This is a genomic window from Paracidovorax valerianellae (assembly GCF_900102625.1).
In the GTDB taxonomy this organism is placed as follows: domain Bacteria; phylum Pseudomonadota; class Gammaproteobacteria; order Burkholderiales; family Burkholderiaceae_C; genus Paracidovorax; species Paracidovorax valerianellae.
Map to the genome: position 1 here is coordinate 525,655 of NZ_FMZC01000001.1, position 20,955 is coordinate 546,609.

Consider the following 20,955-nt stretch of genomic DNA (forward strand, 5'->3'; position numbering starts at 1 on the left):
TCGCATGGTGCGGGAGTTCACCCCCATCCTGCGCCGGGTTTGCCCCTCGCCTTCACCAGACCTGCCGGCCCGCTCCAACGGATCAGTCCCGCACCGGCCCGCGCAGCGCCTTGATGCCGGACCGCACGCTCTTGGATTCCAGCCGACGCTGCTTGGAGCCGTAGGTCGGCCGGGTGGCGCGGCGGACACGCGGGGGCTGCGCCACGCTGGCCACCAGCGCCTGCAAGCGCGCAAGGCCGTCGAGCCGGTTGGCTTCCTGGCTGCGGTACTGCTGTGCCTTGATGACCAGCACGCCTTCTTGCGTGATACGGCTGTCGCGCAGGGCGAGCAGCCGCTCCTTCACCCCGTCAGGCAAGGAAGACGCCGCGATGTCGAACCGCAGATGAACCGCGCTCGACACCTTGTTGACGTTCTGGCCGCCCGCGCCTTGCGCCCGCATGGCGGTGATCTCCACCTCGCGCTCGTCTACCTGCGGCACCGTCGGCGCTGATTGGGCGTTCATCGCGCCGCCTGCCCCGCTGGCCCTGCTTGCGAGGGCCGGGCTCCGTCTTCAAGCGCTGCCAGCAAAGCCGCCATGAACGGCCAGGGCTGCTCGAACTGCACCCAATGGCCCGCTTCGGGAATGAAGGCCAGGCCGCGAAAGTCCGGCACCACGGCCTTGAACGCCGCTTCCAGCTCCACGATCCATCGCTTGTACAGCGCATCGTTTCGGCCATAGATGGCATGCACCGGACACGCCACCTTGGGCAGTGAACGCGCGAGGATGTCGGTGTGCGCCAGCCGGCGCCGCGGCATGCGGTCGCGCATGACGTTGGCCACATGCAGGCCGAGCGCCAGTCCTTCGATGAGCGACGGGTCCTGCAGCATCAGCACGGCCAGGTTGTGGCGGTGCACGTCCGGTTGCTGGTCCGCAGGCAAGTGGCGCCAGGCTTTCAGTTCGAACTGGCGGTGCGGTACCACGCCCATGGCCGGTGCCCCCACCACTACCAGTTGGCGGGCCAATTCAGGATGATCGGCCAGCAAAAGCCCAGCCACCATGCCGCCGAACGAGAAGCCCACCAGATCGCACGGCTGCGGGCCCCACAGCGCGCGCATGCCTTCATACAAGGGCTCGACCAGCGCGTCGGCATCGGCACCGACCGGCGGCAGGGCCGAATCGCCGAAACCCGGCAGGTCGGGTATCCACACCTGCCGGCCTGCGGCCACCAGGTCTTCGATGTTGCGCACCCAATGGGTCCAGCTGCCGCTGCCGCCGTGCAGCAGCACCAGCGGTGGCTGATCCGGAGACGGTTCGCCCCAGGTGTGCCAGACCAAGTCGCCGTCTCCGCAAGGGGTGGCGTGGCGCGTCGCCTGGGCCTGCAGCCGCTGCACCTCGACAGGGGCATTCGATGCGCCCGGCATGCCGGCGCTCTTCATCCGATCCACCCCATCGATCCCAGCTATTCCACCACCAGCAGACATGGACTCGCTCACCACCCGGCCAGTCCGTCGATCGCCAGCACATAGCCCTGCACGCCGAAGCCGCACATCACCGCCCGCGCGGCGCTGGACAGGTAGGAATGGTGGCGAAACGGCTCGCGCGCATGCACGTTGCTGATGTGAAGTTCCACCAGGGGCACGCCCGTGCCCTTCACGGCGTCCAGCAGGGCCACACTGGTGTGGGTGTAGGCCGCGGCGTTCAGCACCAGACCGGCGAGTTCGCCGGCAGCATGCAGCCGGCCTGCCTCGTGGACCCAGTCCACCAGTTCGCCCTCATGGTTGCTCTGGCGGAACTGCAGCGCGAAGCCGTGGCGATCGCACGCTTGGGCACACATGGTCTCGACATCAGCCAGCGTTTGCACGCCGTACACCGAAGGCTCGCGCGTGCCGAGCAGATTCAAATTGGGGCCATTGAGGACAAAAACGGTTTTCACGGGGCCAACACTCCAGGCGAGGCGTCGCCATGGGCGGCGAACGCAGACGGCTGAATTATGCAAGCGGCCCCCAAAAGAAAACGGCCCCGTAGGGCCGTTGTTCTGGTGTGCGCTCCAGCACTGCGGAAAGGTTCAGCGCTCGTAGTAACCGCGGTCACGCCCGTAGCCATGGCCCCGGCCGTGCCAGTGGCGTCCGCCACCGTAGTAACCGTAGGGGGCCACGACCACCGGAGGCGGTGGTGCGTAGTACACCGGGCGGGGAGGTGGTGCGTAATAGACAGGGGGCGGGGCATAGACCACGGGTGGGGGGCCGTAGTACACGGGACGGGGGGGTGGGTAATAAGCGGGCGGGGCCACCACGACCGGGTAGCCGCCTCCGCCCACACCGACCGCTACCCCGGGGGCCCCGATGCCCACGGACCAGGAAATGTCGCGTGCCTGGGCGGCACCTGTGCCCGCCAGCAGGGCGAGCGCCACGCCGGCTGTGGCGGCCATGGCAGAGAGTGAACGGCTGTGTGTCATGGAAATCTCCTTTGATTGGGCACCGCCGCCATCGGCGAGGCCCCCGTGGATGCTCAACGCATCACATGACCGAAAGGATGGCACAAATGACCCCCGATGTTGTTTCCGGACGTAGCGCGCCGTGTTTCACGCCGTAACGCATGGGGCACCGCCGCCTAGAATGCCGCCATGAGTTCCCCAGCCCCCATCGACACCTCCTCCAACGCCGCGGCCAAGCCCAGCAACTTTCTTCGCCAGATCATCGAGAGCGATCTCGCCAAGGGCACCCACGCCCAGGCCCGCTGGGGCGGCACGCCCGGCGATGCGGCCCACCACGCGGCCGGACAGCCCGACCCGGCCAAGATCCGCACGCGCTTTCCCCCCGAGCCCAACGGCTACCTGCACGTCGGGCACGCCAAGAGCATCTGCCTGAATTTCGGGCTGGCGGCCGACTACGACGGCGTGTGCCATTTGCGCTTCGACGACACCAACCCTGAAAAAGAAGACCAGGAATACGTCGACGCCATCATCGACGCGGTCCACTGGCTCGGCTTCGACTGGAAGGCCAGCAGCGACGGCACCGACCACCTCTACTACGCCAGCAACTACTTCGACTTCATGTACCGCGCGGCCGAGTACCTGATCGAAACCGGCTTCGCCTACGTGGACGAGCAGACCCCCGATGAAATGCGCGCCAACCGTGGCGACTTCGGCAAGCCCGGCGTCAACAGCCCCTTCCGCAGCCGCACCGTCGCTGAAAACCTGGCGCGCTTTCGCGAGATGCGCGAAGGCAAGCTGCCCGACGGCGCCGCCGTGCTGCGAGCCAAGATCGACATGGCCTCGCCCAACATCAACCTGCGCGATCCGGCCATCTACCGCATCAAGCATGCCGAGCACCACAACACCGGCAACCAGTGGTGCATCTACCCCATGTACACCTTCGCGCACCCCATCGAGGACGCGCTGGAGCACATCACCCACAGCATCTGCACGCTGGAATTCGAAGACCAGCGCCCCTTCTACGACTGGCTCATGGACCGCCTGGTCGAAGGCGGCCTCATCGCCGCGCCGCAGCCGCGCCAGTACGAATTCGCGCGCCTGAACCTCACCTACGTGATCACCAGCAAGCGCAAGCTCAAGCACCTGGTGGACAACGGCATCGTGCAAGGCTGGGACGACCCCCGCATGCCCACCATCGTCGGCCTGCGTCGCCGCGGCTACACGCCCGCATCGATCCGCCTGTTCTGCGACCGCATCGGCGTGACCAAGGACTACAGCTGGATCGACTACAGCACGCTGGAAGGCTGCCTGCGCGAAGACCTGGAAACCAAGGCCCACCGCGGCATGGCCGTGCTCAACCCCGTCAAGCTGGTGCTGACCAACTGGGACGAAGTGATGGGCGCCGGCCACTTGGAGCCCTGCACCCTGCCCGCCCTGCCCCACCCGCCCGAGGGCGTTGAATCGCCGGTGCGCCACTTCACCATCGGCAAGGAAGTCTGGATCGAGCGCGAAGACTTCGAAGAAGTCGCGCCCAAGGGCTACAAGCGCCTGTTCCCCGGCAACAAGGTGCGACTGAAGGGCGGCTACGTGATCGAATGCACCGGCTGCAACAAGGACGCCAGCGGCACCATCACCGAAGTGCTCGCCACCGTCGTGCCCGACACCAAGAGCGGCACCCCGGGCGCGGACACCGTGAAGGTGAAAGCGGCCATCACCTGGATCGGCGTGGCCGATGGCGTGCAGGCCGAAGTGCGCATGTACGACCGCCTGTTCACCGATGCACAGCCCGATGCCGGCGGCAAAGACTTCCTGACGCTGCTGAACCCCGACAGCCTCAAAGTGGTGACGGCCATCGTGGAGCCATCGTTGGCGAACGCGAAGCCGGACGACAAGTTCCAGTTCGAGCGCCACGGCTACTTCGTCGCGGACGGCAAGGACCACGCGGCCGGCAAACCGGTGTTCAACCTGGCCGTGGGCTTGAAGGACTCCTGGGGCAAGTGACCTCGGGCCTCGGAGCGGGCGGCCTGCACCGCTCCGGGCTTGGGCCACCACCGTGGAGGCTCCACGCGAACCTTCACTTCCCCCAAGCAACCAACGTTACTCCTGATTCAATAGCATCCAGCGCTGATGGATATTGCGCTGGATGCCATTTTCATTGATATCGCTTTCATGAACTTTTCCGCCCGCCTCCAGCAACTACCATCCGTTGCCCACCTTGCCGCGCTGCACCTGCAGAGCGCTGACGGGCAAACCATCGCCACGCTGGAAAACAAGCCCGGCCAGGCCGGATCGCTTGCCGTCTACAGCGCGTTGGCCACCCTCTACGGTGGAAGCATCACGCCCGCAGCGGCCAGCCTGGGCCTGGAGTGGTACGCAGAGCACACGGCGGACGCGCACGCGCATCCCGGCAAGCACCCCAACATCGACCGCCTCGTGGCCTGGGCTGGCGGCACGGCCAGCTATCGTGCACAGCCCGTCCTGGCATCCGACGCGAGCAACTGATACGGGCCAAGAGCCGCCCGGCGCCGCACCCCGCCGCTTAAAAAGGCTGCGATCCCCGCCCCACGGCGGCGCGGTCTCCGACGGCCTCGACACCAGGCCCCAACCCATAATCCGCCGGCAGATGCCTTTCGCATCTGCGCCGGTGGATCGATTGATCGATCGATCGGCCGGCCGCTTACTGGAGGCGCGATTGAGACACCCCTACCGTTCCTGGGCCCGCGTGGCATGGAAAGCCACCGGCATCCTGGCGCTGGCGGCCTGGCTGAGCGGCTGCTCCGCCGTCGGCACGCTCAACGCAGTCACATCCAAAGGCAGCCACACCGTGCACAACGGCGTGGCCTACGGCACCTTGCCGCGCCAGCAGATGGACGTCTACCAGCCCAAGGCCACAGCGCCTGCGGCGGGCTGGCCGGTGGCAGTGTTTTTCTATGGAGGCTCGTGGAACAGCGGCGAGCGTGCCGACTACCTGTTCGTCGGCGAAGCCCTCGCAGCGCGGGGCGTGCTCACCCTGGTGGCGGACTACCGGCTCTACCCCGACGTACGCTACCCCGAGTTCCTGAACGACAGCGCGCTGGCCGTCGCCTATGCGCTCGACCACGCGGGGCAATGGGGCGGCAACCCGAAACGGGTGTACGCCATGGGCCACAGCGCTGGCGGCTACAACGCAGCCATGATCGCGCTCGACCCGCGATGGCTACAGCCGACAGGCCACGCACCGAACGAACTGGCCGGCTGGATCGGACTGGCAGGCCCCTACGATTTCTTTCCGACCGAGAACCCGGATGCGCAACCGGTGTTCTTCCACCCCAACTACCCGCCCAAGGCCCAGCCCATCGAGTTTGCGCACGCGGCCGCGCCGCGCACCTTTCTCGCCGCGCCGGTCAACGACAAGCTGGTCAGCCCCGAATGCAGCACGCAGCAGCTCGCGCACAAGCTGCAAGCCGCCGGCGTGCCGGTCACGCTGAAGTCATATCCGCGGGCCAGTCACACCACGTTGATCGGTGCTTTCGCATGGCCGCTGCGTTGGATTGCGCCGCTGCTGGACGATGTGACGGCGTTCATTCAAGCGGAATCGCCGGCCCAGTGATTTGCTGCGTTGCCGCTTCGGGAGCGATCGCGCACTTTATTAGCCGAAGGGCAGGCCAACGAAGGGAATCGAAGAAAAATCAGGCGCGATCGCAGTTCATCAAATGCCTCAACGGGCGGTCCATAAAACCACGTTCCACTCCAGCGGATTGAAACTGCGGTCACGGTTGAAATCGACATAGCCGTTGGACATGTTCCAGCGCAGCACAGGGCCGCCCCAGACGGAAACCTTTCCTGCCTGCCGGGGCGTGCCGTAAGCCGCATTGAAACGGTCGATCCAGATGCCGTGCACCCACCATGGCACATGGACCATCGTGCGCACCAGGTGCCCTTCGCGAAAGAAATTGGCCAGTGTCAGCGCGGCATGGCCGTCGGCTTCGCCGATGGTGGCGTAACAGACGCGGTCGCCCAGGCCGCCCGGACCTGAAGCTTCGGCCACGCACCGCAACGGCACATCCGCGAAGTGCCGTTTGAGCGCCGCTTCATCCATGGTGGAAGACAGCTCCGCCAAGCGCAGTGTCACGGCCGGTGAGGACTCGCGAAAGTGGCGACCGTACACGTCCATGCGATCACGGTTACTGAACACCATCAGCGCCAGAAGCACCAGGAAGATGAGCAAAGCGACCTTGAGCGCTTTGTGCAAACTGCTTTCGGAGGTCCGATTTTTCATGACGAATGGATGAATGATGAAAGAGTTTTCCCGCATCAGCCCGGGGCTAGGGCTGTGACAAAGGCGCACCGATCAGTCATTGGCCCAGCAACAGGACAGGAGGCACAGATCAACGGCCCAGTTCCGGCAAAGCACCCATGAGGATGTCGCACGTGCCCTGGACGGCTTGACGCATGTGCAGCGCGCGCTGGCGCGTAGCAGGAACGCCTCCGAAGCGGGTGGCGCAATAGCTTTCCAGGGCATAGCGCAGCCACTTCCTGGCCATCGGGGCAATGCCAGGCACCGAAGACCAATGCTCCCGCACCGATTGGCCGCGCGCGGGTGGATGGCTGCGTATTCGCAGGCACCAAGTCATGGCGCGGGCCGACAGGCGCATCGATTGCGCAGGAAACGGCTTCGCGAGAAGCCACGAAATTCCCAATGCTGCCGAAAGCCCCAGCCGGTAGCGGTACCGCACCAGCAGCCAAGCAGCCACCGCCAGGGCGAGCCAGAGCAGCAGGTCGAGCAAGCTGGGTGGCGTGAAGGTAGGCCTTGGGGAGGGCGACTGCACCATGCCTCCTTGGCCTTCGCCCCCCGCCGGGGAACCAGTGAGCCGATCCAGAAGGGATTGGGCCGTTCCCACCATGCCCTGAATGGCTCCACGCTGCCACTGCGGCACGGTCGGGTCTCGGGCCGCTTCGCGCATGCGGCCCAGCATGTCGCCCCACTGTTGCGCCAGCCCGCCGGACCTGAGTGTGGCTTCACCCTGGGCGCCACCGCCCTGCCCCGGCTTATGCGAACTGCCCGAGGCTGTACCGCTCTGTTTTCCAGACTGTCCCGTCATGCCACCCGCATCGCCCGCAGGCTCGTCGAACAAGCCGGGAACATCGGCCCCTGGCGGTAGAAAGCCAAACCCCAGCACTGGCGGCCGCGGAGCGAACAGAAACAGCACCGATGCCAGCACGAATGAAAGCCCCACGAACCCGGTTGCCATCGAAAACTTGGTCCAGCGTGGGATTGCCACGCCTTCCGCATGCAGCCAGGCGAGCGCAAAGGCACCGAACAGCCAAGCCGGCCCCAGGTAGAACCAGAGGCTCCAGTCAGCGTTGTAGTGCGTGGCCACCATGAAGCTGACGGTGAAGATCACGGTGAGCGTGAGATAGAAATCGCGCCGGGTCCGCATCGTGGCTGCTCGCGCGCCGATGATGATCAGCAGTGCCAGGCAGACCCAGCGCGGAAAGGCATACAAAGCCACACCGGGAATCAGGGCCAGAACAAGCCCCAGCAGACCCAGCACCATCCACTGCGTGGCGCCCGCCCCTTCGGCACGCCGCAAATTGATGGCGCCCGCGCCAAAGCCCACCAGGGCCCACACCAGCCACAGCAGGCTTTCGACGCCAAACCCCTTGAACTTGCGGTCCAGGTACGAAAACGCGAACGCAACGAACAAATAGCTCAAGCCAGCGAACACGATGGCGCCCCGGCTTTTCAATGCGGGCGACGTCGCGGCACCCTTCTCCGGCTTGGCCGGTTTGCGGGCGTCGAGCTCGGCCCACGGAAACGAATCGGGCTTCATGCGGGCATCTCCATGAACGTCGCAAACCCTGCATCTGCCGCCACCTGCCGTAAATGGGCTGCGACTGCCCCTGCGTTTTTGGGCAGCGCAGCCGTGCGCGCCAGGGCAATGCAGACCACCACCGTGCAGCCCACGCCTTTCAGTTCAGACAGCGCGGTCACCAGGGTTTCAGGCGCCAGATCGCCCGGGACCACCAGGGCCATCTGCTCACCAGCGACGGCGTCGCGGGCCGCCCGCGCACAGGCATTGCGCAGTGCGCCAGCGCCTTGCGACTGTGTTTGTGCCAAGGCACGGCGTGCCAACGTGGCGTCTTGCAGCGGTGCCTCTTGCGGCCCCTGGTAGAGAAAGAGCTGAACGCCGTGGACCATGGCCGCATCGCACACCCCGGCCGCCAGACGAATGGCCTGCTCGCCGGCACTGTCGGCCTGGCCCAGCGCGGGAAGCGTGGGTGCGTTGACGACGACCCGCAGCCGAATGGCACCTGTCTGCTGAAAATGCTGGATCACCAGTTCACCGGCGCGTGCGGATGCACGCCAGTTCACACGGCCCACCGAATCCCCGTGCTGATAGGACCGCAACACGCCCGGTTCGAAAGACTGGCCCATCTGCCGCAGGGTCAGATCACCCAGGGGATCGGGCGCCACGCCCCATGGCAGCGGCCAATGCACCGGCTGCGCACGCGGAAGCACATGCAAGGCGATGTCGGGCGGCCGCACTGTTTGATGCGCGCGCACCAACTCCAGCGGAAAGCCGCTGGACAAACGCAAACCCACCAGCCGGTAATGGCCCCGACAGGGAAAGCGCACCCGCCCCGCCAGCGCGGCAGCAGATGCCGACGACCTGCCCCGCGAGCGGACGATCGGCAAGGTCTGGCGCAACATGATCCGCTGCCCGGCCCATTCCCACTCGGTTTCGACATCCACCAAAAAAGCAGGCCATTGGGCGTGCCGCTCCACCACGATGTTCAGATCGCAATCCGTGCCCTCGACCACCTCGATGCCGCCGCTGGCCTGCAGGCGCACGGTGGTCGATCGCAGCGACATCCAGGGCACCACGAAACCCAACACGGTCGCGACGGCCAGAAACAGGAACATGCCGTAGACCATGGGGTCGCGGCGATTGAGGGCCGCCACCAGCAGCACGCCGCACAACGCGAGCAGAACCCGCGACCTGGAAAGCCAGCGCTCCATGCCGTGCGCCCCTATACCGGCGTGCGCTGCGACAGCAGAATGTCCTGGATCAGCTCAGCCGCCGGCTTGGGCTGGGCGCCCTGCGTCTGCACGATAATCCGGTGCGCCAGCACGGGCACGGCGGCTTCCCGCACCACGGCAGGGTCCACGTAGGACAGGCCTCGAATGCAGCTGAGTGCCCGCGCCATGCGTGCCAGGCCCAGCGTGCCCCGCGGGCTCGCGCCGAAACGGATCGAAGGATGCTTGCGTGTGCCTGCCACGATGGCTGCAATGAACTGGGCCACCTCGGGCGTGATCGACACGTCGCGGGCCCCCGCCACCAGCCGCGCGAATTGACCGGTCTCACAGACGGGTTGCAGCCGGTTGATGGGGTGGGAGAACTGCTGGCTGGTGATGAGCCCGGCCTCCGTTGCGCTGTCGGGATAGCCCAGCGAAAGCCGGATCAGAAATCGGTCGAGCTGGGCCTCCGGCAGCGGGTAGGTGCCGGCCATGTCGATCGGGTTTTGCGTGGCCAGCACGGCAAAGGGGGCCGGCAGCGGCAGGGTCTGGCCGTCGAGGGTGATCTGCCCCTCTTCCATGCATTCCAACAAAGCCGACTGTGCACGGGGATTTGCCCGGTTGATTTCGTCGGCGAGCACGATGTTCGCGAACACCGGCCCAGGGCGCAGGATGAAGCTGCCATCCTTGGGGTTGTAGACCGGCCCGCCCACGATATCGGACGGCATCAGGTCGGCGGTGAATTGGATGCGCTTGAACGACAGGCCCACGGACACGGCCAGGGCGCGCGCCAGCATGGTCTTGCCCAGCCCAGGCACATCTTCGATCAGCAGGTGGCCGCCCGCCACGATCGCGGCCAGGGCCAGTTCGATCTGCGGGCGCTTTCCTTCCAGCACCTTCTCGACGTTTTGAACGATGGACTGCGCGAGCTGCGCGCACTGCTGCGCGGCGACTGCCGATGCTGGTATGGAACTCACTTTTTCCCGCCCTCATGCAAAAAGACAGGGCGCTGACCGATGCGCCGCGCCCTTTTGGAGCCTGGAATGTAAGCGCAAAACTTTGCCAATCGAGCGCGAACAGCCGCCTGCGCTGTCACCGTTACGCTCTTGCGGCTTTTAAGCCACGGCAACGCAGCGCAGAGGCATTGCAGCAGCCTCAAGCCGGAGCGCCGTCGCTGCGAAAGATCAGAGTTGCGAACCCAGCAGCGAGGCCGCCTTCTCCGCCAGCTTCTCCTTCAGCGGCCGGTCCAGCCAGTCCTCATACGTCACCCGCCGCGAGCGCTTCAGGTCGTCTTCGAACACCAGGGTCTGGCGTTGCGCGAACGGGGCGTCGTACACGTTCAGGTTGGCTTCGTCGTTCAGGCGGAACGAGCGGTTGTCGAAGTTGGTGGAGCCGACCGACACCATGAGCTGGTCCACGATCATCACCTTGCAGTGGTACATGGTGGGCACGTACTCGTACACCTCGGCCCCGGCTTTGAGCAGCGGGCCCCAAGTGGCGCGCGATGCGGCTTTGACGGTTTCGGTGTCGGTGTGTTCGCCGGGCGTGATCAGGCGCAGGCGCACGCCGCGCTTGACGGCGTCGAGCAGCAATTGCAGGGTCAGGTCGTCGGGCACGAAGTACGCCACCGACAGGTCCAGGCTGTGCTCGGCCGAGGTGATGGCCAGGTGGTACATGAGCTGCATGCTCTCGCTGCCGCTGGAGGGCGAGCTGGAAAACATCTGCACCTTCTGCGTGCCGCCGGGCGCGATGGCCGGAAAGTACGCTTCGCCGTGCATGACCTTGCCGGTGACCTTGAGCCAGTTGTCCAGGAAGGTGGCCTGCATCTGGGCGACCGCCGGGCCCTTGACCTGGTAGTGCGAATCGCGCCAATGGTCCGGGTCCTGGGCGTTGCCGGTCCATTCGGGGGCGATGCCCACGCCGCCCGTGAAGCCCACCTGCCCGTCGGTGATGAGCAGCTTGCGGTGGGTGCGGTTGTTCATGCGGGCCAGGTTGTACCAGTGGGGCTTGTGGAATTTTTCGACCTCCACGCCGGCCGCCTTCATCTCGGTGAAATAGCTCTCGTCCATCTTGGAGCTGCCCACCCAGTCGAGCAGCACGTGCACCTTCACCCCCGCGCGGGCGCGCTCGCTCAAGGCGTCGGCGAACTGCTTGCCGATGTCGCCGGACCAGTAGATATAGGTTTCGAACGTGACGCTCTTTTGCGCGGCGCGAATCGCCGCGAGCATGGGTGGAAAGATCTGGTCGCCGTTGAGCAGTTCCACCACCTCGTTGCCGCTGGCGATGCCCGGCCCCAGCAGGCTGCCCATGGCGCGCTCGAACTGGGGGTGGGCGGTGGTGTACAGGCGCGGGACCTGGTGCTGCACCTTCTTCTCGCCGGCGGTGAAGTTCAGCGCGAACAGCACGATGGCGGCCGTGGCCACGAAGGTGAGGGCCACGGTGAGCAGGGTACGACCTGTTTTTTGCATGGCGCGATTGTGGGTGCGACGTTTGTGCCTTCTTGTAAGCCCACGCCTCCAACTCATCCGGAGCGGCACCGGCTGCGAACGGTCACCGGGCGTCGGTAGGCGTCAACCCTTTCCGCCCTTTCGCCTTTTCGCCTTTTCGTCCGTTCCCCTGCGTTCAACCGGCTTCGAAGCGATTGCGCCCGTTGTGCTTGGCGCGGTACAGCGCCTTGTCGGCCCGCTCCACGGCCGCGTCGTAGGGCTCGCCGGCCTGGCGCTCTGCCACGCCCGCGGAAAACGTCAGTTCCAGCCCCGGTGCCAGCGCGCCGAATTCGCCCCGGGCGATCTGGCCGCGCAGGCGCTCCAGCACGCGCATGGCACCGTCGCGGCCAGTGCCGGGCATCAGCAGCAGAAACTCTTCGCCGCCCCAGCGCGAGAGCACGTCGCGCCCGCGCACCCCGGCCTGGGCGATCTGCGCAAAGCGCTGCAGCACCGCATCGCCCACGGCATGCCCATGGGTGTCGTTCACGTTTTTGAAAAGGTCGATGTCCATCATGGCGATCGCCATGGGTGCGCCGCTGGCCGGGACTTTCACACCGCGGGGCGCCTGCGCCGTGGCGCCCACGGTCCAATGCAGGGTGAGCAGGCCGGCCATGCCCCGGCGGTTGAGCAGGCCCGTGAGCGCGTCGTGCTCGGCCAGCTTGCGGCTGGTTTCCAGCGCTTCGATGAGCGAGGCTTTCTGCGCGGCCAGCCGGGTGAGCAGCGTGCTGATGCGGATGGCCAGCGCGGCCACGGCCGTCACCACGATGAGCGAAAACGCCCAGTGGATAACCTCGACACGCGGGTCGTAGCGCGGCGCATCGCCCGACGTGCGCCACAGCATGACGGCCGTGACCAGCGCCAGCCAGTACCCCATCAGCACCCGGGTCTGCGCTGCGCGCAACTGGAACATTCCACCCAGCAAAAACAGCGGCGCCAGCAAGGCCAGCAGTGCGCCGCGCGCGGGCCCGGTGATCGCATACGACCAGCCCAGCGCCGTGACGGCCAGCAGCGCCTGCACCATGGTGAGCGCCGGATCGCCCGGGGCCATCCTGCGCGCCAGCCCGCTGCGCACGAGCCCGCAGCACAAGAGACTGGTGCCCAACGTATAGGCCGTCAGCAGGTGCGACTGGGGGGCCTCGATCAGCCCCAGCAGGACCTCGGCGTGCTGCACGATGGCCACCACGCACAGCAGGCCGAACGCGATGAGGCACTGCCACATGTGCACCTGCATCTGCGGGCCGGGGCCGAGCACCGCATGGCGAAGCGCACCCAAAAGGCCACCGGACGCCGGCACGCTGCCATCGGTGGCGCGCCGCGCGGGGGATTCCCGCGGTGTCGTGGGACGGGTGAGGCCGCCTGGCATTGCGGGGTGGTCGGTGAAAGCGGTGGAGATCAGCCCGCCGGCCGGATCGGGCAGCCTGCCGGGCAGGCACGGCAAATGCGGAAGACGCTGAACACACGAAGGGCCCAGCCTGCGGCACCACCGCAAGGGCCCGCCGAAAGAACCCGGCGACCGACAGGAAGCGTGGAGTGAGGCGGTGGCAGGCAGGCGCGGCGCATTCGGGCGATGGTACCTGCGGCCATGCGGCCCGGCGCTGCTCTCGGGGCCGGTTCAGGGTAACTCCGGGGGCGGGCGGCCGCACTGGGGTGGCCGCTCTATAAACTGCCGGCTTCCCATTCCCTCGCTCCGCGCCATGGCAAACGACCGTTCCCTGCTTTCTTCTTCTCAGGCCCTCAGCCGCCGCACCGCCGTGCTGGCCTCGCTGGGCCTGCTGGCCTGGCGCACCCCGGCCTGGGCTGCCGGCCCGGCACCGCAATCCCGCTCCGTTGCCTCATCGCCTTCGCCCGCGTCTGCCGCCGTGTGGCCGCGCGCTTCGCAAGTGCCCGGCGGCGTGGCGCGCCTGTCGCTGGGGCCGGCGGCCACGCGGCCGGTGGCGCATGTGGACGAAGGCGATGGCGACGTGCCGGTGCTCGTGCTGGGCGATGCGATCGAGTGGACGGCCATCGTCGGCATTCCGCTGGCGGCCAAGCCCGGGCCTGCCGGCATCATCGTGCGGGGCTCGGCCACCGAAGGCGATGCCGCGCGCAAGGTGCCCTACACCATCGCGCCCAAGAAATACCGCGAGCAGCGCCTGACCGTCGCCCCGCGCACCGTGGACCTTTCGGCCGAGGACAACGCCCGCTTCGAGCGCGAGCGCGAACACCAGCGGCAGGTCACGGCGGCGTTCTCCACGCCGCTCCCCAAGCCCACCGACCTGCGCATGCACGTGCCGGTGCCGGGCGCCCGATCGAGCTCGTTCGGGCTGCGGCGCGTGTTCAACGGGCAGTCGCGCAATCCGCACAGCGGCATGGACATCGCCGCCGGCACCGGCACGGCCATCCTGGCGCCGATGCCGGGCCGGGTGATCGACACCGGCGAATACTTCTTCAGCGGCGGCACCGTGTGGCTGGACCATGGCGGCGGCCTGCTCACGGTCTATGCCCACCTGAGCGCCATCGACGCCAAGGTCGGCGATCAGCTACAGACCGGCGACCGCCTGGGCAAGGTCGGCGCCACCGGCCGCGTGACCGGGCCGCACCTGCACTGGGGCGTGATGCTCAACCGCGCCCTGGTGGACCCGGCGCTGTTCCTGCCCACCTGAACGAAGCGGCGCCCCTTTTTCCTGCTGCCTGCGTTGCGCCGAGCCGACGCGGCGCAGCCCGGTTTTTGAAAGACTTCGGCGCGCCCATTCCCGCGCGCGCAGCAGGCGGCGACAATCGCGGCCTTCAGGCCACGGGCCTTTGTGGGTGTTTTCCATGCGATCTTTTCTGGGTGCCGCGCTCGCGGCAATGCTCTGCAGCGGCTGCGCCGTGGTGGCCGTGGCCGATGCGGCAGTGACGGTGGTGGCCACCACCGTCAAGGTCGGCGCCACCGTGGTGGGCACGACGGTGGATGTGGGTGCAGCCGGCGTGCGCGCCGTGGTGGGCAGCGGCAGCGACTGAAAGCCACGCACGCGCCGCCTGCCCCTCCGCACGCACCATGCCCACACCGCCCCGCCCCGCCCGCGCACCGAACCTTTCACGCGCGCCCCGGCCAACCCGGCCGCTGGCCCCGCGCCCGCCCGCCCGGCCCGCAGCGGCCGCCCCGCCCCGACTCATCCGCTTCAACAAGCCCTATGGCGTGCTGAGCCAATTCACGCCCGAGGGCCGCTGGCAAGGGCTGCAGGGCTTCATCGATCTGCCCGGCGTGTACGTGGCCGGCCGGCTCGATGCCGACAGCGAAGGGCTGCTGCTGCTTACCAGCGACGGCGCGTTGCAGGCCCGCATTGCCGACCCGCGCTTCAAGATGGAAAAAACCTACTGGGTGCAGGTCGAAGGCACGCCGGACGAAGCGGCGCTTGCCGCCCTGCGCAGCGGCGTTACGCTGAACGACGGCCCCACCCGCCCCGCCCGCGCGCGCCGCATGGACCCGCCGCCCGCCGTGTGGGAGCGCGACCCGCCCATCCGCGTGCGCCAGAGCATTCCCACCGCCTGGATCGAACTGGCCATCAAGGAGGGCCGCAACCGCCAGGTGCGCCGCATGACCGCCGCCGTCGGCCTGCCCACGCTGCGGCTGATTCGCGCGGCCATCGGGCCGTATTCGCTCGACGGCCTGGCGCCCGGCACCTGGCAGACCGCCACGGTGGATGGCGGCCCCGCAGACTGAATCGCCATTACTATAAATTTTATAGCACACTGCCTTAGTCTTTATTGCGCTGGAGGCCTTTTTCATCAAAATGCCGTGCCACTGCGTTTTCAGGCCCTGCCGGCACATGACAATCGCCCCCCAGGAGGAATGGAGCCGTGAACGCACCCGATTTTTCGCTCGCACCGATCGAGACGCCCGAAGCCGCGCGCAGTACCCCCACTGCGGCGCGCACCTGCCCCCGCTGCCACTACGTCCGCCAGGCGACCGACACCGCGCCCGCCTGGCAATGCCCGCGCTGCGAAGTCGCCTACGACAAGGTACAGGCCAAGCCCGCCGCACCGCGCACCGCCAGCGGCCGTGGCAAGCCTGAGGATGCGCCTGTGCGCCGTCCAGCGCCACCCCGCGAACGCCCCTGGGGACTGATCGCCATGGCCGGCACCGCCGCCCTGGTGACCGCGCTCATGGGCTGGAAGTGGAGCCACGACAAGGACAAGGCCGCCGAGCGCGCCGCCCGCGCCGCGAACGATGCGCGCGCCCAGCAAGTGGCCGTCGAGCGCGAAGGTCTGGACCAGCAAGCCCGCCTGGCCGCCGCCGAATCGCAATGGCGCCACAACCAGGGCCTTGCCGCCCTGCCCACCGTGCGCGCCATGGCCCAGCAGGGCGACCTGCGCGCCATGGTGCTGCTGTCGGCCATGCTGAACGACGGCCACGACATCCCCAAGGACCACGCCGAGTCCATGCAGTGGCTCACCAAGGCGGCCAACCTCGGCTCGGGCCTGGCTGCCGTGCGGCTGGGCGCCATCTACGAACAAGGCCTGGACGAGCCGCGCCAGATGTCGCTGGCCGAGAACTGGTTCCTGCGCGCTGCGCGCCAGGGCTATCCCGCCGGGCTGTACAGCCTGGGCGCGCTCTATGCGCGTGGCGGCGACATGGTCAGCCAGCGCCCCATACCCGCCTACATGCTGCTGGACCTGGCCAACCGCGCCACGTCCGGCCAGCCGCCGGAAGACATACTCACCCCGCCTCGCCACGGCGCCTTCTGGGCCAGCGGCACGCTGAACAAGCTGGCCGCCACCATGAACCCGGCCGACATCGCCGAAGCCCGCCGCCGCGCCGATGCGTGGAAACCGGGGCAGCCGCTGGAGCTCTAGCCCGGGCCGGGGCCGAAGCGCCCCGCCACCGAAAGAGCCATCGCAGCCAATGCCGATGCCGCATCGACAGCGACAGCGACAGCCATTGCAGCGATCACGCCGGCCCGCCTAACGGCGGCGCCACCACCACACCAGCGCCAGAAACACGACGCCGGTGAACATCGGTATCCACGACATGAACAGCTCCAGGAAGGTGGACGGCCGAATGCCCGACCACACCTCGAGCCGCACGCGGTCGATGCGCACGTTGCGAGCGTTGGCGAACTCCAGCACCGGCTGCACCTTGCGGTCCTCCTTGAAGCTCAGCGGCGCCGCGGCGCCCACCATCTCGACCGCCTGGCCAGCCCGCAGCCCGGTGGCCGCCACCTGCGGCACCAGGGCCGTGCGCGAAGCGCCATCGATGGACCAACCCGCCATCCACATCGTCCCCGCATCGCCATCGGCCAGTGCTACGCCCGAAACGCGCACCACCAGCGTGTAAGGGTTGCCGCTGGTGCCCAGCGAGACGATCTCGCTGCCCGTCCACGGCTGCGTGTCCGGCGCCTCGCCGCGCGGCCTGGCGGCGTTGGCGGCGCCCTTCTTTTCCTGAAACTGCGCGAACTTCGCCAACGCCTCGGACGGAAGTTCGTACACCTCGACCAGTCGCTTGCCAAACTTCTGGTTCGAATCCTTGGCTGCCGCCGGCAGCGGGGCCGTGGCGGCTGCGGCCAGCATGAGCAAGGCCATCGCCGCCATCAGGGCCATGAAGCGGCGGCGCGCCAGCGCGCCGATGTGGAGTGTGAATGCGTGCCGCGTTGCTGCCATGCCCTCGGTCCTCGGTGTTTTGATGGTTTGTCTTACTAGGTGTGCTGCGCCATGCCGATGCAGGAATGGCTTGCGGACGGCAGTGTATCCAGGTGTTTCAGCGCTGGCGGGTTTAGGCGGTGCTTTTTCGTGCGCGTGCTGTGCTGCGGATGGGGTTGCCTTATCAGTGTTTGGTGACCAGTTTGTGCTGCCTTGCGGAATGTGATCAGCGCCACAAGCCCGAGTTATGCCCGTCGGCTGTGGGCCGTTCTGTGGACAACCCTAGGGACAACCCGCAGGAACCGCGCCAGCATTGGGTTGCAGGGCGGTGCCTGGATTTTGGGCAGTGGCAAGTCGTCCGCGGCGCCATCATGACCACATGACCACATGACCGCGTGCAGCTTTTGGCTCAAGATCTCTCCGGCTTCGGTCCGGGCTGCAAGCCGCCACCGCCGTCGTCGTGCCAAGCGATGAATGGCGGGGGGCTGCCATGGGTCCGGAAATAATCGATTGCCGCTTGTACCGTGGCCAATGGATAGGCCCACGCTGCAGGATATTCATCGACCTGTCCGTTCGATAGAACGTAACTGATGACCGCGTGTTGCGATCCGGTGTAGGCAGGGTTCCGAGAGCTGAATCCAGCATCGCTCGGTTCGCGGAGATACATGAGCCAGCCGACTTCTCCATTGATCAGCGCACACATCATTTGACCTGCGGGCCCATCGACCCAAACTTCCTGAAATGGTGAGTTATTCATTGAAAGAGGTAGCGTGAAAAAATCCGCAGAAGCTGTGCGCAAAGCCGCAGTTCGTGAATTCAAACGTCAGGCCGTTCGTATGAGCCATTCAAACAAAGTCAAACAGTTGCTCGGCAATGGGCCTTCTGGTGTTTCCACAGCAGACCCTGTCTGTGCCACTTCGCGCGTTGCGATCAAGACGTCTTGGCACGCAAATCAAATCGATCAAACCACGATAAGTCTTGCCTTGGACGACTGCATAGAAGCCGATTCGACCGTTTTTACAGATGCAAAACTGGCTGCCGCAATCAAACACGCGTCGCAGTGCAAGGCCTGCCTTCAGTGGAGAAGATCGGAGTTGGAACCGGAACGGTATGAAAGGGTAAACAGATCCCAAGCGTACTGTTGCACCGAGATGTCCGACGCCGTTCACGGTGCCAACGCCGGCCTTCCAGTCAGGTTTGGCTTGGCAGGCCCGGAGAATCTGCCATGTTGGTGGGTCGCACCGAGCAGAACTGTCATTCGCCACTGCCCCTGGTGTGGTTCATCTTTGACCCGCTTGCCTCAGGAGGTGCAGGCTTTCACAGGCACGACCTGACCCTTCCAGCAACTCGCGTCGGCGCGAGTCAGCCGATGGCGGAAACGGGCCAAGTGCCGTAGTTGGAGAGATGCGTACCGTGACTGGAGGTCGGCCATCCCCCGGTACAGCTATAGTGCGCGGCCCCGCGGCACCATGGCTGCGAAGACTGAGCTGTGCTGCAGTTCGCATCATCCGCCCTCGCCAGATACCCTCTCGCTTTTCCATCCCCACCCACGTTCGCTACCGTGCCCATTGCCACCCTGCTCTGCCTCGTCATTGCCGTCAGCGACGGCGACACCCTCACCGCCCGCTGCGGCGCGCAGCGCCCCATCCAGGTCCGCCTGGCCGCCATCGATGCGCCCGAGCGCAAGCAGGCGTTCGGCACACCGTCCCGCCAGAACCTGACGCGGCTGTGCCTTCGCCAGAAGGCCACGCTGCAGACCGTGGCGCGCGATGCCTATGGCCGCACGGTGGCGCATGTGCAGTGCGGCAACGGCGATGCGGCCGCAGCCCAGGTGCGGGCCGGGCTGGCCTGGGTGTACACGCCGCGGGCATCGCGCTACCCGCAACTGGCGGCGCTGCAGCGTCAGGCGCAGGTCAGCCACACGGGCCTGTGGTCGCAGAAGCGGCCGCGCGCGCCGTGGGACTACCGGCGACAGCATCCGCGCGGATAAACCGGTAGCATGCGGCGCTTCCCTGCGTTTCTTCCTTTTCTTTTCTTCCCTTCTTTCACCGTTTGAACCGCCTGCAGCGCCGACGCCCGTGACCGCCCATGGGATGCGCCCGCTGAAGGCGCCCGCGCCGTGCCAGATATTCTTTCCAACGCCACCCAGGCCGCTCCGCCGCCGCCTCCCCCGCCCCTTCCGCCCGCCCCTGAAAGCGTGTACCGGCACGCCGGCTTTCTGGCGTTCCTGATCGCCCGGGTGGTGGCGGTGTTCGCCACCCAGGTGCAGGCGGTGGTCGTGGCCTGGCAGGTGTATGACCTGACCCGCGAGCCGATGGCGCTGGCATATGTGGGCCTGGCGCAGTTTCTGCCCATGCTGTGCCTGCTGCTGCCGGCCGGCGACCTGATCGATCGGGCGAGCCGTCGGCGCATTCTGGCGATCAGCTGGTCGGTGGGTGCGGTGTGCAGTGCGCTGCTGTGGTGGCTTTCGGGCCACGGAACGGCGGGGGTGGCGGGCATCTATGCGGCCCTGGTGCTATTCGGCTGCTCTCGCGCGTTCTCGGGGCCGGCGCTGCAAAGCCTGCTGCCGCAGATCGTGCCGCGCAGCCAGTTGGCGCAGGCCATCGCCACCAACAGCATGTTGATGCGGCTGGCCGGGATCACCGGGCCGCTCATCGGCGGGCTGCTGTACGCGACGGGCGGTGCCTCGCTGACCTACCCCGTGTGCTGCGTGTGCTTCGTGCTGGGCGCGTTGCTGCTGGCGCGCGTGACGGTGGCCTATGCCGTGCCGCCGTCGCCCGCGCAGGGCCGCATGTGGCAGCGCTTCGGCGCAGGCATTCATTTCATCCGCTCGCGGCCGATCATTCTGGGGACGATCTCGCTCGACCTGTTCGCGGTGCTGCTGGGCGGCGTGGTGGCGCTGCTGCCCATCTACGCGCACGAGGTGCTGCACGTGGGCCCGCAGGGGCTGGGTGCGCTGCGCAGCGCGATTGCCATCGGCGAAGTGGGCGCGGGGCTGTACCTGACGCTGCGGCCGTTCAACCGCCACGTGGGCCGGCGCATGTTCATCGCGGTGGCGATCTTCGGGGCGGCCAACCTGGTGTTCTCGCTGTCGCACTGGTTCCTGCTGTCGTTCCTGGCGCTGATGGTGGCGGGCGCGGCGGACATGGTGAGCGTGTACATCCGCGGGGCGCTGGTGCAGTTTTCCACGCCGGACGAAATGCGCGGGCGGGTGAACGCGGTCAACATGCTGTTCATCGGGTCGTCCAACGAACTGGGCGAGTTCCGCGCGGGCACCAGCGCCGCCTGGCTGGGCGCGGTGCCGGCCGCGGTGGCGGGCGGGCTGTGCACGCTGGCCGTGGTGGGCGCGTGGACGCTGGCGTTCAAGCCGCTGCGCGAGGTGGACCGTTTCGAGCAAGCCAGCGAAGAGCGGCAGCGCCGCTGACAGAAAAAACGGGGGCTTGACGGCGCAGGC

At 67.1% G+C, this 20,955-nt stretch carries 22 protein-coding genes; 10 read left to right on the top strand and 12 right to left on the bottom strand.

The features are described 5' to 3' along the window. Positions 1–82: 82 nt before the first annotated feature. The 4 genes from arfB to BLT03_RS02330 all read right to left on the bottom strand — a co-directional run bounded on the left by arfB (position 83) and on the right by BLT03_RS02330 (position 2,435). On the bottom strand, positions 83–502 hold the full coding sequence (gene arfB / locus BLT03_RS02315) for an alternative ribosome rescue aminoacyl-tRNA hydrolase ArfB (protein ID WP_092739864.1): 420 nt from the start codon (positions 500–502) through the stop codon (positions 83–85). Continuing rightward, the gene (locus tag BLT03_RS02320; RefSeq protein WP_245711194.1) at positions 499–1,401 is read right to left on the bottom strand and encodes an alpha/beta fold hydrolase; all 903 of its coding nucleotides are present in this window, start codon (positions 1,399–1,401) and stop codon (positions 499–501) included. Before BLT03_RS02320 ends, arfB begins: the two co-directional genes overlap by 4 nt. Before the next feature lie 68 nt (positions 1,402–1,469). After that, entirely contained in the window at positions 1,470–1,913 is a 444-nt protein-coding gene (gene aroQ / locus BLT03_RS02325) for a type II 3-dehydroquinate dehydratase (RefSeq protein ID WP_092739868.1), read from the bottom strand. Between the two features lie 132 nt (positions 1,914–2,045). Then, entirely contained in the window at positions 2,046–2,435 is a 390-nt protein-coding gene (locus tag BLT03_RS02330; protein WP_092740100.1) for a hypothetical protein, read from the bottom strand. Positions 2,436–2,603: 168 nt separating this feature from the next. Here BLT03_RS02330 and BLT03_RS02335 point away from each other — a divergent pair, with 168 nt between their 5' ends. The 3 genes from BLT03_RS02335 to BLT03_RS02345 all read left to right on the top strand — a co-directional run bounded on the left by BLT03_RS02335 (position 2,604) and on the right by BLT03_RS02345 (position 6,003). Next, on the top strand, positions 2,604–4,415 hold the full coding sequence (locus BLT03_RS02335) for a glutamine--tRNA ligase/YqeY domain fusion protein (protein ID WP_092739870.1): 1,812 nt from the start codon (positions 2,604–2,606) through the stop codon (positions 4,413–4,415). Positions 4,416–4,583: 168 nt separating this feature from the next. Next, positions 4,584–4,916 (top strand): DUF2322 family protein, encoded by a 333-nt coding sequence (locus BLT03_RS02340; protein WP_092740102.1) that lies wholly within the window; start codon positions 4,584–4,586, stop codon positions 4,914–4,916. 190 nt (positions 4,917–5,106) lie between these two features. Next, complete coding sequence (locus BLT03_RS02345; RefSeq protein WP_245711195.1) at positions 5,107–6,003, top strand: alpha/beta hydrolase; 897 nt, start codon at positions 5,107–5,109, stop codon at positions 6,001–6,003. Between the two features lie 108 nt (positions 6,004–6,111). On the opposite strand, the gene BLT03_RS02350 is transcribed toward BLT03_RS02345, so the two are convergent. The 6 genes from BLT03_RS02350 to BLT03_RS02375 all read right to left on the bottom strand — a co-directional run bounded on the left by BLT03_RS02350 (position 6,112) and on the right by BLT03_RS02375 (position 13,263). Then, the gene (locus tag BLT03_RS02350; protein WP_092739874.1) at positions 6,112–6,708 is read right to left on the bottom strand and encodes a type 2 periplasmic-binding domain-containing protein; all 597 of its coding nucleotides are present in this window, start codon (positions 6,706–6,708) and stop codon (positions 6,112–6,114) included. 73 nt (positions 6,709–6,781) lie between these two features. Further along, entirely contained in the window at positions 6,782–8,227 is a 1,446-nt protein-coding gene (locus BLT03_RS02355) for a TgpA N-terminal domain-containing protein (RefSeq protein ID WP_092739876.1), read from the bottom strand. Next, complete coding sequence (locus BLT03_RS02360; protein ID WP_092739878.1) at positions 8,224–9,417, bottom strand: DUF58 domain-containing protein; 1,194 nt, start codon at positions 9,415–9,417, stop codon at positions 8,224–8,226. The genes BLT03_RS02355 and BLT03_RS02360 overlap by 4 nt, the downstream gene beginning before the upstream one ends. A gap of 11 nt (positions 9,418–9,428) precedes the next feature. Then, positions 9,429–10,391 carry an AAA family ATPase gene (locus BLT03_RS02365; protein ID WP_217640122.1) on the bottom strand — a complete coding sequence of 321 codons (963 nt, stop codon included), beginning with the start codon at positions 10,389–10,391 and terminating at the stop codon, positions 9,429–9,431. Positions 10,392–10,598: 207 nt separating this feature from the next. Next, positions 10,599–11,882: a phospholipase D-like domain-containing protein gene (locus BLT03_RS02370; RefSeq protein ID WP_175537634.1), complete on the bottom strand. Its 1,284-nt coding sequence runs from the start codon at positions 11,880–11,882 to the stop codon at positions 10,599–10,601. 154 nt (positions 11,883–12,036) lie between these two features. Continuing rightward, complete coding sequence (locus tag BLT03_RS02375) at positions 12,037–13,263, bottom strand: GGDEF domain-containing protein (RefSeq protein ID WP_139160292.1); 1,227 nt, start codon at positions 13,261–13,263, stop codon at positions 12,037–12,039. A 331-nt stretch (positions 13,264–13,594) separates the two neighbouring features. Here BLT03_RS02375 and BLT03_RS02380 point away from each other — a divergent pair, with 331 nt between their 5' ends. From BLT03_RS02380 to BLT03_RS02395, 4 genes are all read left to right on the top strand, one after another. Beyond that, positions 13,595–14,542 carry a M23 family metallopeptidase gene (locus BLT03_RS02380; protein ID WP_092739882.1) on the top strand — a complete coding sequence of 316 codons (948 nt, stop codon included), beginning with the start codon at positions 13,595–13,597 and terminating at the stop codon, positions 14,540–14,542. Positions 14,543–14,696: 154 nt separating this feature from the next. Continuing rightward, a complete protein-coding gene (locus tag BLT03_RS02385; protein ID WP_092740108.1) occupies positions 14,697–14,882 on the top strand; it encodes a hypothetical protein in 186 nt (61 codons plus the stop codon). Positions 14,883–14,919: 37 nt separating this feature from the next. Next, positions 14,920–15,585 carry a pseudouridine synthase gene (locus BLT03_RS02390; RefSeq protein WP_092739884.1) on the top strand — a complete coding sequence of 222 codons (666 nt, stop codon included), beginning with the start codon at positions 14,920–14,922 and terminating at the stop codon, positions 15,583–15,585. A gap of 137 nt (positions 15,586–15,722) precedes the next feature. Then, positions 15,723–16,718 carry a tetratricopeptide repeat protein gene (locus BLT03_RS02395; protein ID WP_092739886.1) on the top strand — a complete coding sequence of 332 codons (996 nt, stop codon included), beginning with the start codon at positions 15,723–15,725 and terminating at the stop codon, positions 16,716–16,718. Positions 16,719–16,826: 108 nt separating this feature from the next. Here BLT03_RS02395 and BLT03_RS02400 read toward each other — a convergent pair whose 3' ends face one another. Both BLT03_RS02400 and BLT03_RS02405 read right to left on the bottom strand, forming a co-directional pair. Next, complete coding sequence (locus tag BLT03_RS02400) at positions 16,827–17,522, bottom strand: hypothetical protein (RefSeq protein WP_245711196.1); 696 nt, start codon at positions 17,520–17,522, stop codon at positions 16,827–16,829. 388 nt (positions 17,523–17,910) lie between these two features. Beyond that, complete coding sequence (locus BLT03_RS02405; RefSeq protein ID WP_092739888.1) at positions 17,911–18,258, bottom strand: Imm1 family immunity protein; 348 nt, start codon at positions 18,256–18,258, stop codon at positions 17,911–17,913. A 13-nt stretch (positions 18,259–18,271) separates the two neighbouring features. Here BLT03_RS02405 and BLT03_RS23705 point away from each other — a divergent pair, with 13 nt between their 5' ends. The 3 genes from BLT03_RS23705 to BLT03_RS02415 all read left to right on the top strand — a co-directional run bounded on the left by BLT03_RS23705 (position 18,272) and on the right by BLT03_RS02415 (position 20,925). Continuing rightward, positions 18,272–18,835: a hypothetical protein gene (locus BLT03_RS23705; protein ID WP_139160294.1), complete on the top strand. Its 564-nt coding sequence runs from the start codon at positions 18,272–18,274 to the stop codon at positions 18,833–18,835. Positions 18,836–19,062: 227 nt separating this feature from the next. Further along, on the top strand, positions 19,063–19,491 hold the full coding sequence (locus tag BLT03_RS02410; protein WP_092739890.1) for a thermonuclease family protein: 429 nt from the start codon (positions 19,063–19,065) through the stop codon (positions 19,489–19,491). 207 nt (positions 19,492–19,698) lie between these two features. Continuing rightward, on the top strand, positions 19,699–20,925 hold the full coding sequence (locus tag BLT03_RS02415; RefSeq protein WP_245711212.1) for an MFS transporter: 1,227 nt from the start codon (positions 19,699–19,701) through the stop codon (positions 20,923–20,925). The last annotated feature ends 30 nt before the right edge of the window (positions 20,926–20,955 follow it).

Coding starts and splice junctions, on each gene's coding strand:
- arfB (WP_092739864.1), bottom strand. CDS start 502: ATGAACGCCCAATCAGCGCCGACGGTGCCGCAGGTAGACGAGCGCGAG.
- BLT03_RS02370 (WP_175537634.1), bottom strand. CDS start 11,882: ATGCAAAAAACAGGTCGTACCCTGCTCACCGTGGCCCTCACCTTCGTG.
- BLT03_RS02355 (WP_092739876.1), bottom strand. CDS start 8,227: ATGAAGCCCGATTCGTTTCCGTGGGCCGAGCTCGACGCCCGCAAACCG.
- BLT03_RS02350 (WP_092739874.1), bottom strand. CDS start 6,708: ATGCGGGAAAACTCTTTCATCATTCATCCATTCGTCATGAAAAATCGG.
- BLT03_RS02320 (WP_245711194.1), bottom strand. CDS start 1,401: ATGCCGGGCGCATCGAATGCCCCTGTCGAGGTGCAGCGGCTGCAGGCC.
- BLT03_RS02340 (WP_092740102.1), top strand. CDS start 4,584: ATGAACTTTTCCGCCCGCCTCCAGCAACTACCATCCGTTGCCCACCTT.
- BLT03_RS02375 (WP_139160292.1), bottom strand. CDS start 13,263: ATGCCAGGCGGCCTCACCCGTCCCACGACACCGCGGGAATCCCCCGCG.
- BLT03_RS02360 (WP_092739878.1), bottom strand. CDS start 9,417: ATGGAGCGCTGGCTTTCCAGGTCGCGGGTTCTGCTCGCGTTGTGCGGC.
- BLT03_RS02335 (WP_092739870.1), top strand. CDS start 2,604: ATGAGTTCCCCAGCCCCCATCGACACCTCCTCCAACGCCGCGGCCAAG.
- BLT03_RS02390 (WP_092739884.1), top strand. CDS start 14,920: ATGCCCACACCGCCCCGCCCCGCCCGCGCACCGAACCTTTCACGCGCG.
- BLT03_RS02385 (WP_092740108.1), top strand. CDS start 14,697: ATGCGATCTTTTCTGGGTGCCGCGCTCGCGGCAATGCTCTGCAGCGGC.
- BLT03_RS02330 (WP_092740100.1), bottom strand. CDS start 2,435: ATGACACACAGCCGTTCACTCTCTGCCATGGCCGCCACAGCCGGCGTG.
- BLT03_RS02380 (WP_092739882.1), top strand. CDS start 13,595: ATGGCAAACGACCGTTCCCTGCTTTCTTCTTCTCAGGCCCTCAGCCGC.
- BLT03_RS02400 (WP_245711196.1), bottom strand. CDS start 17,522: ATGGCAGCAACGCGGCACGCATTCACACTCCACATCGGCGCGCTGGCG.
- BLT03_RS02405 (WP_092739888.1), bottom strand. CDS start 18,258: ATGAATAACTCACCATTTCAGGAAGTTTGGGTCGATGGGCCCGCAGGT.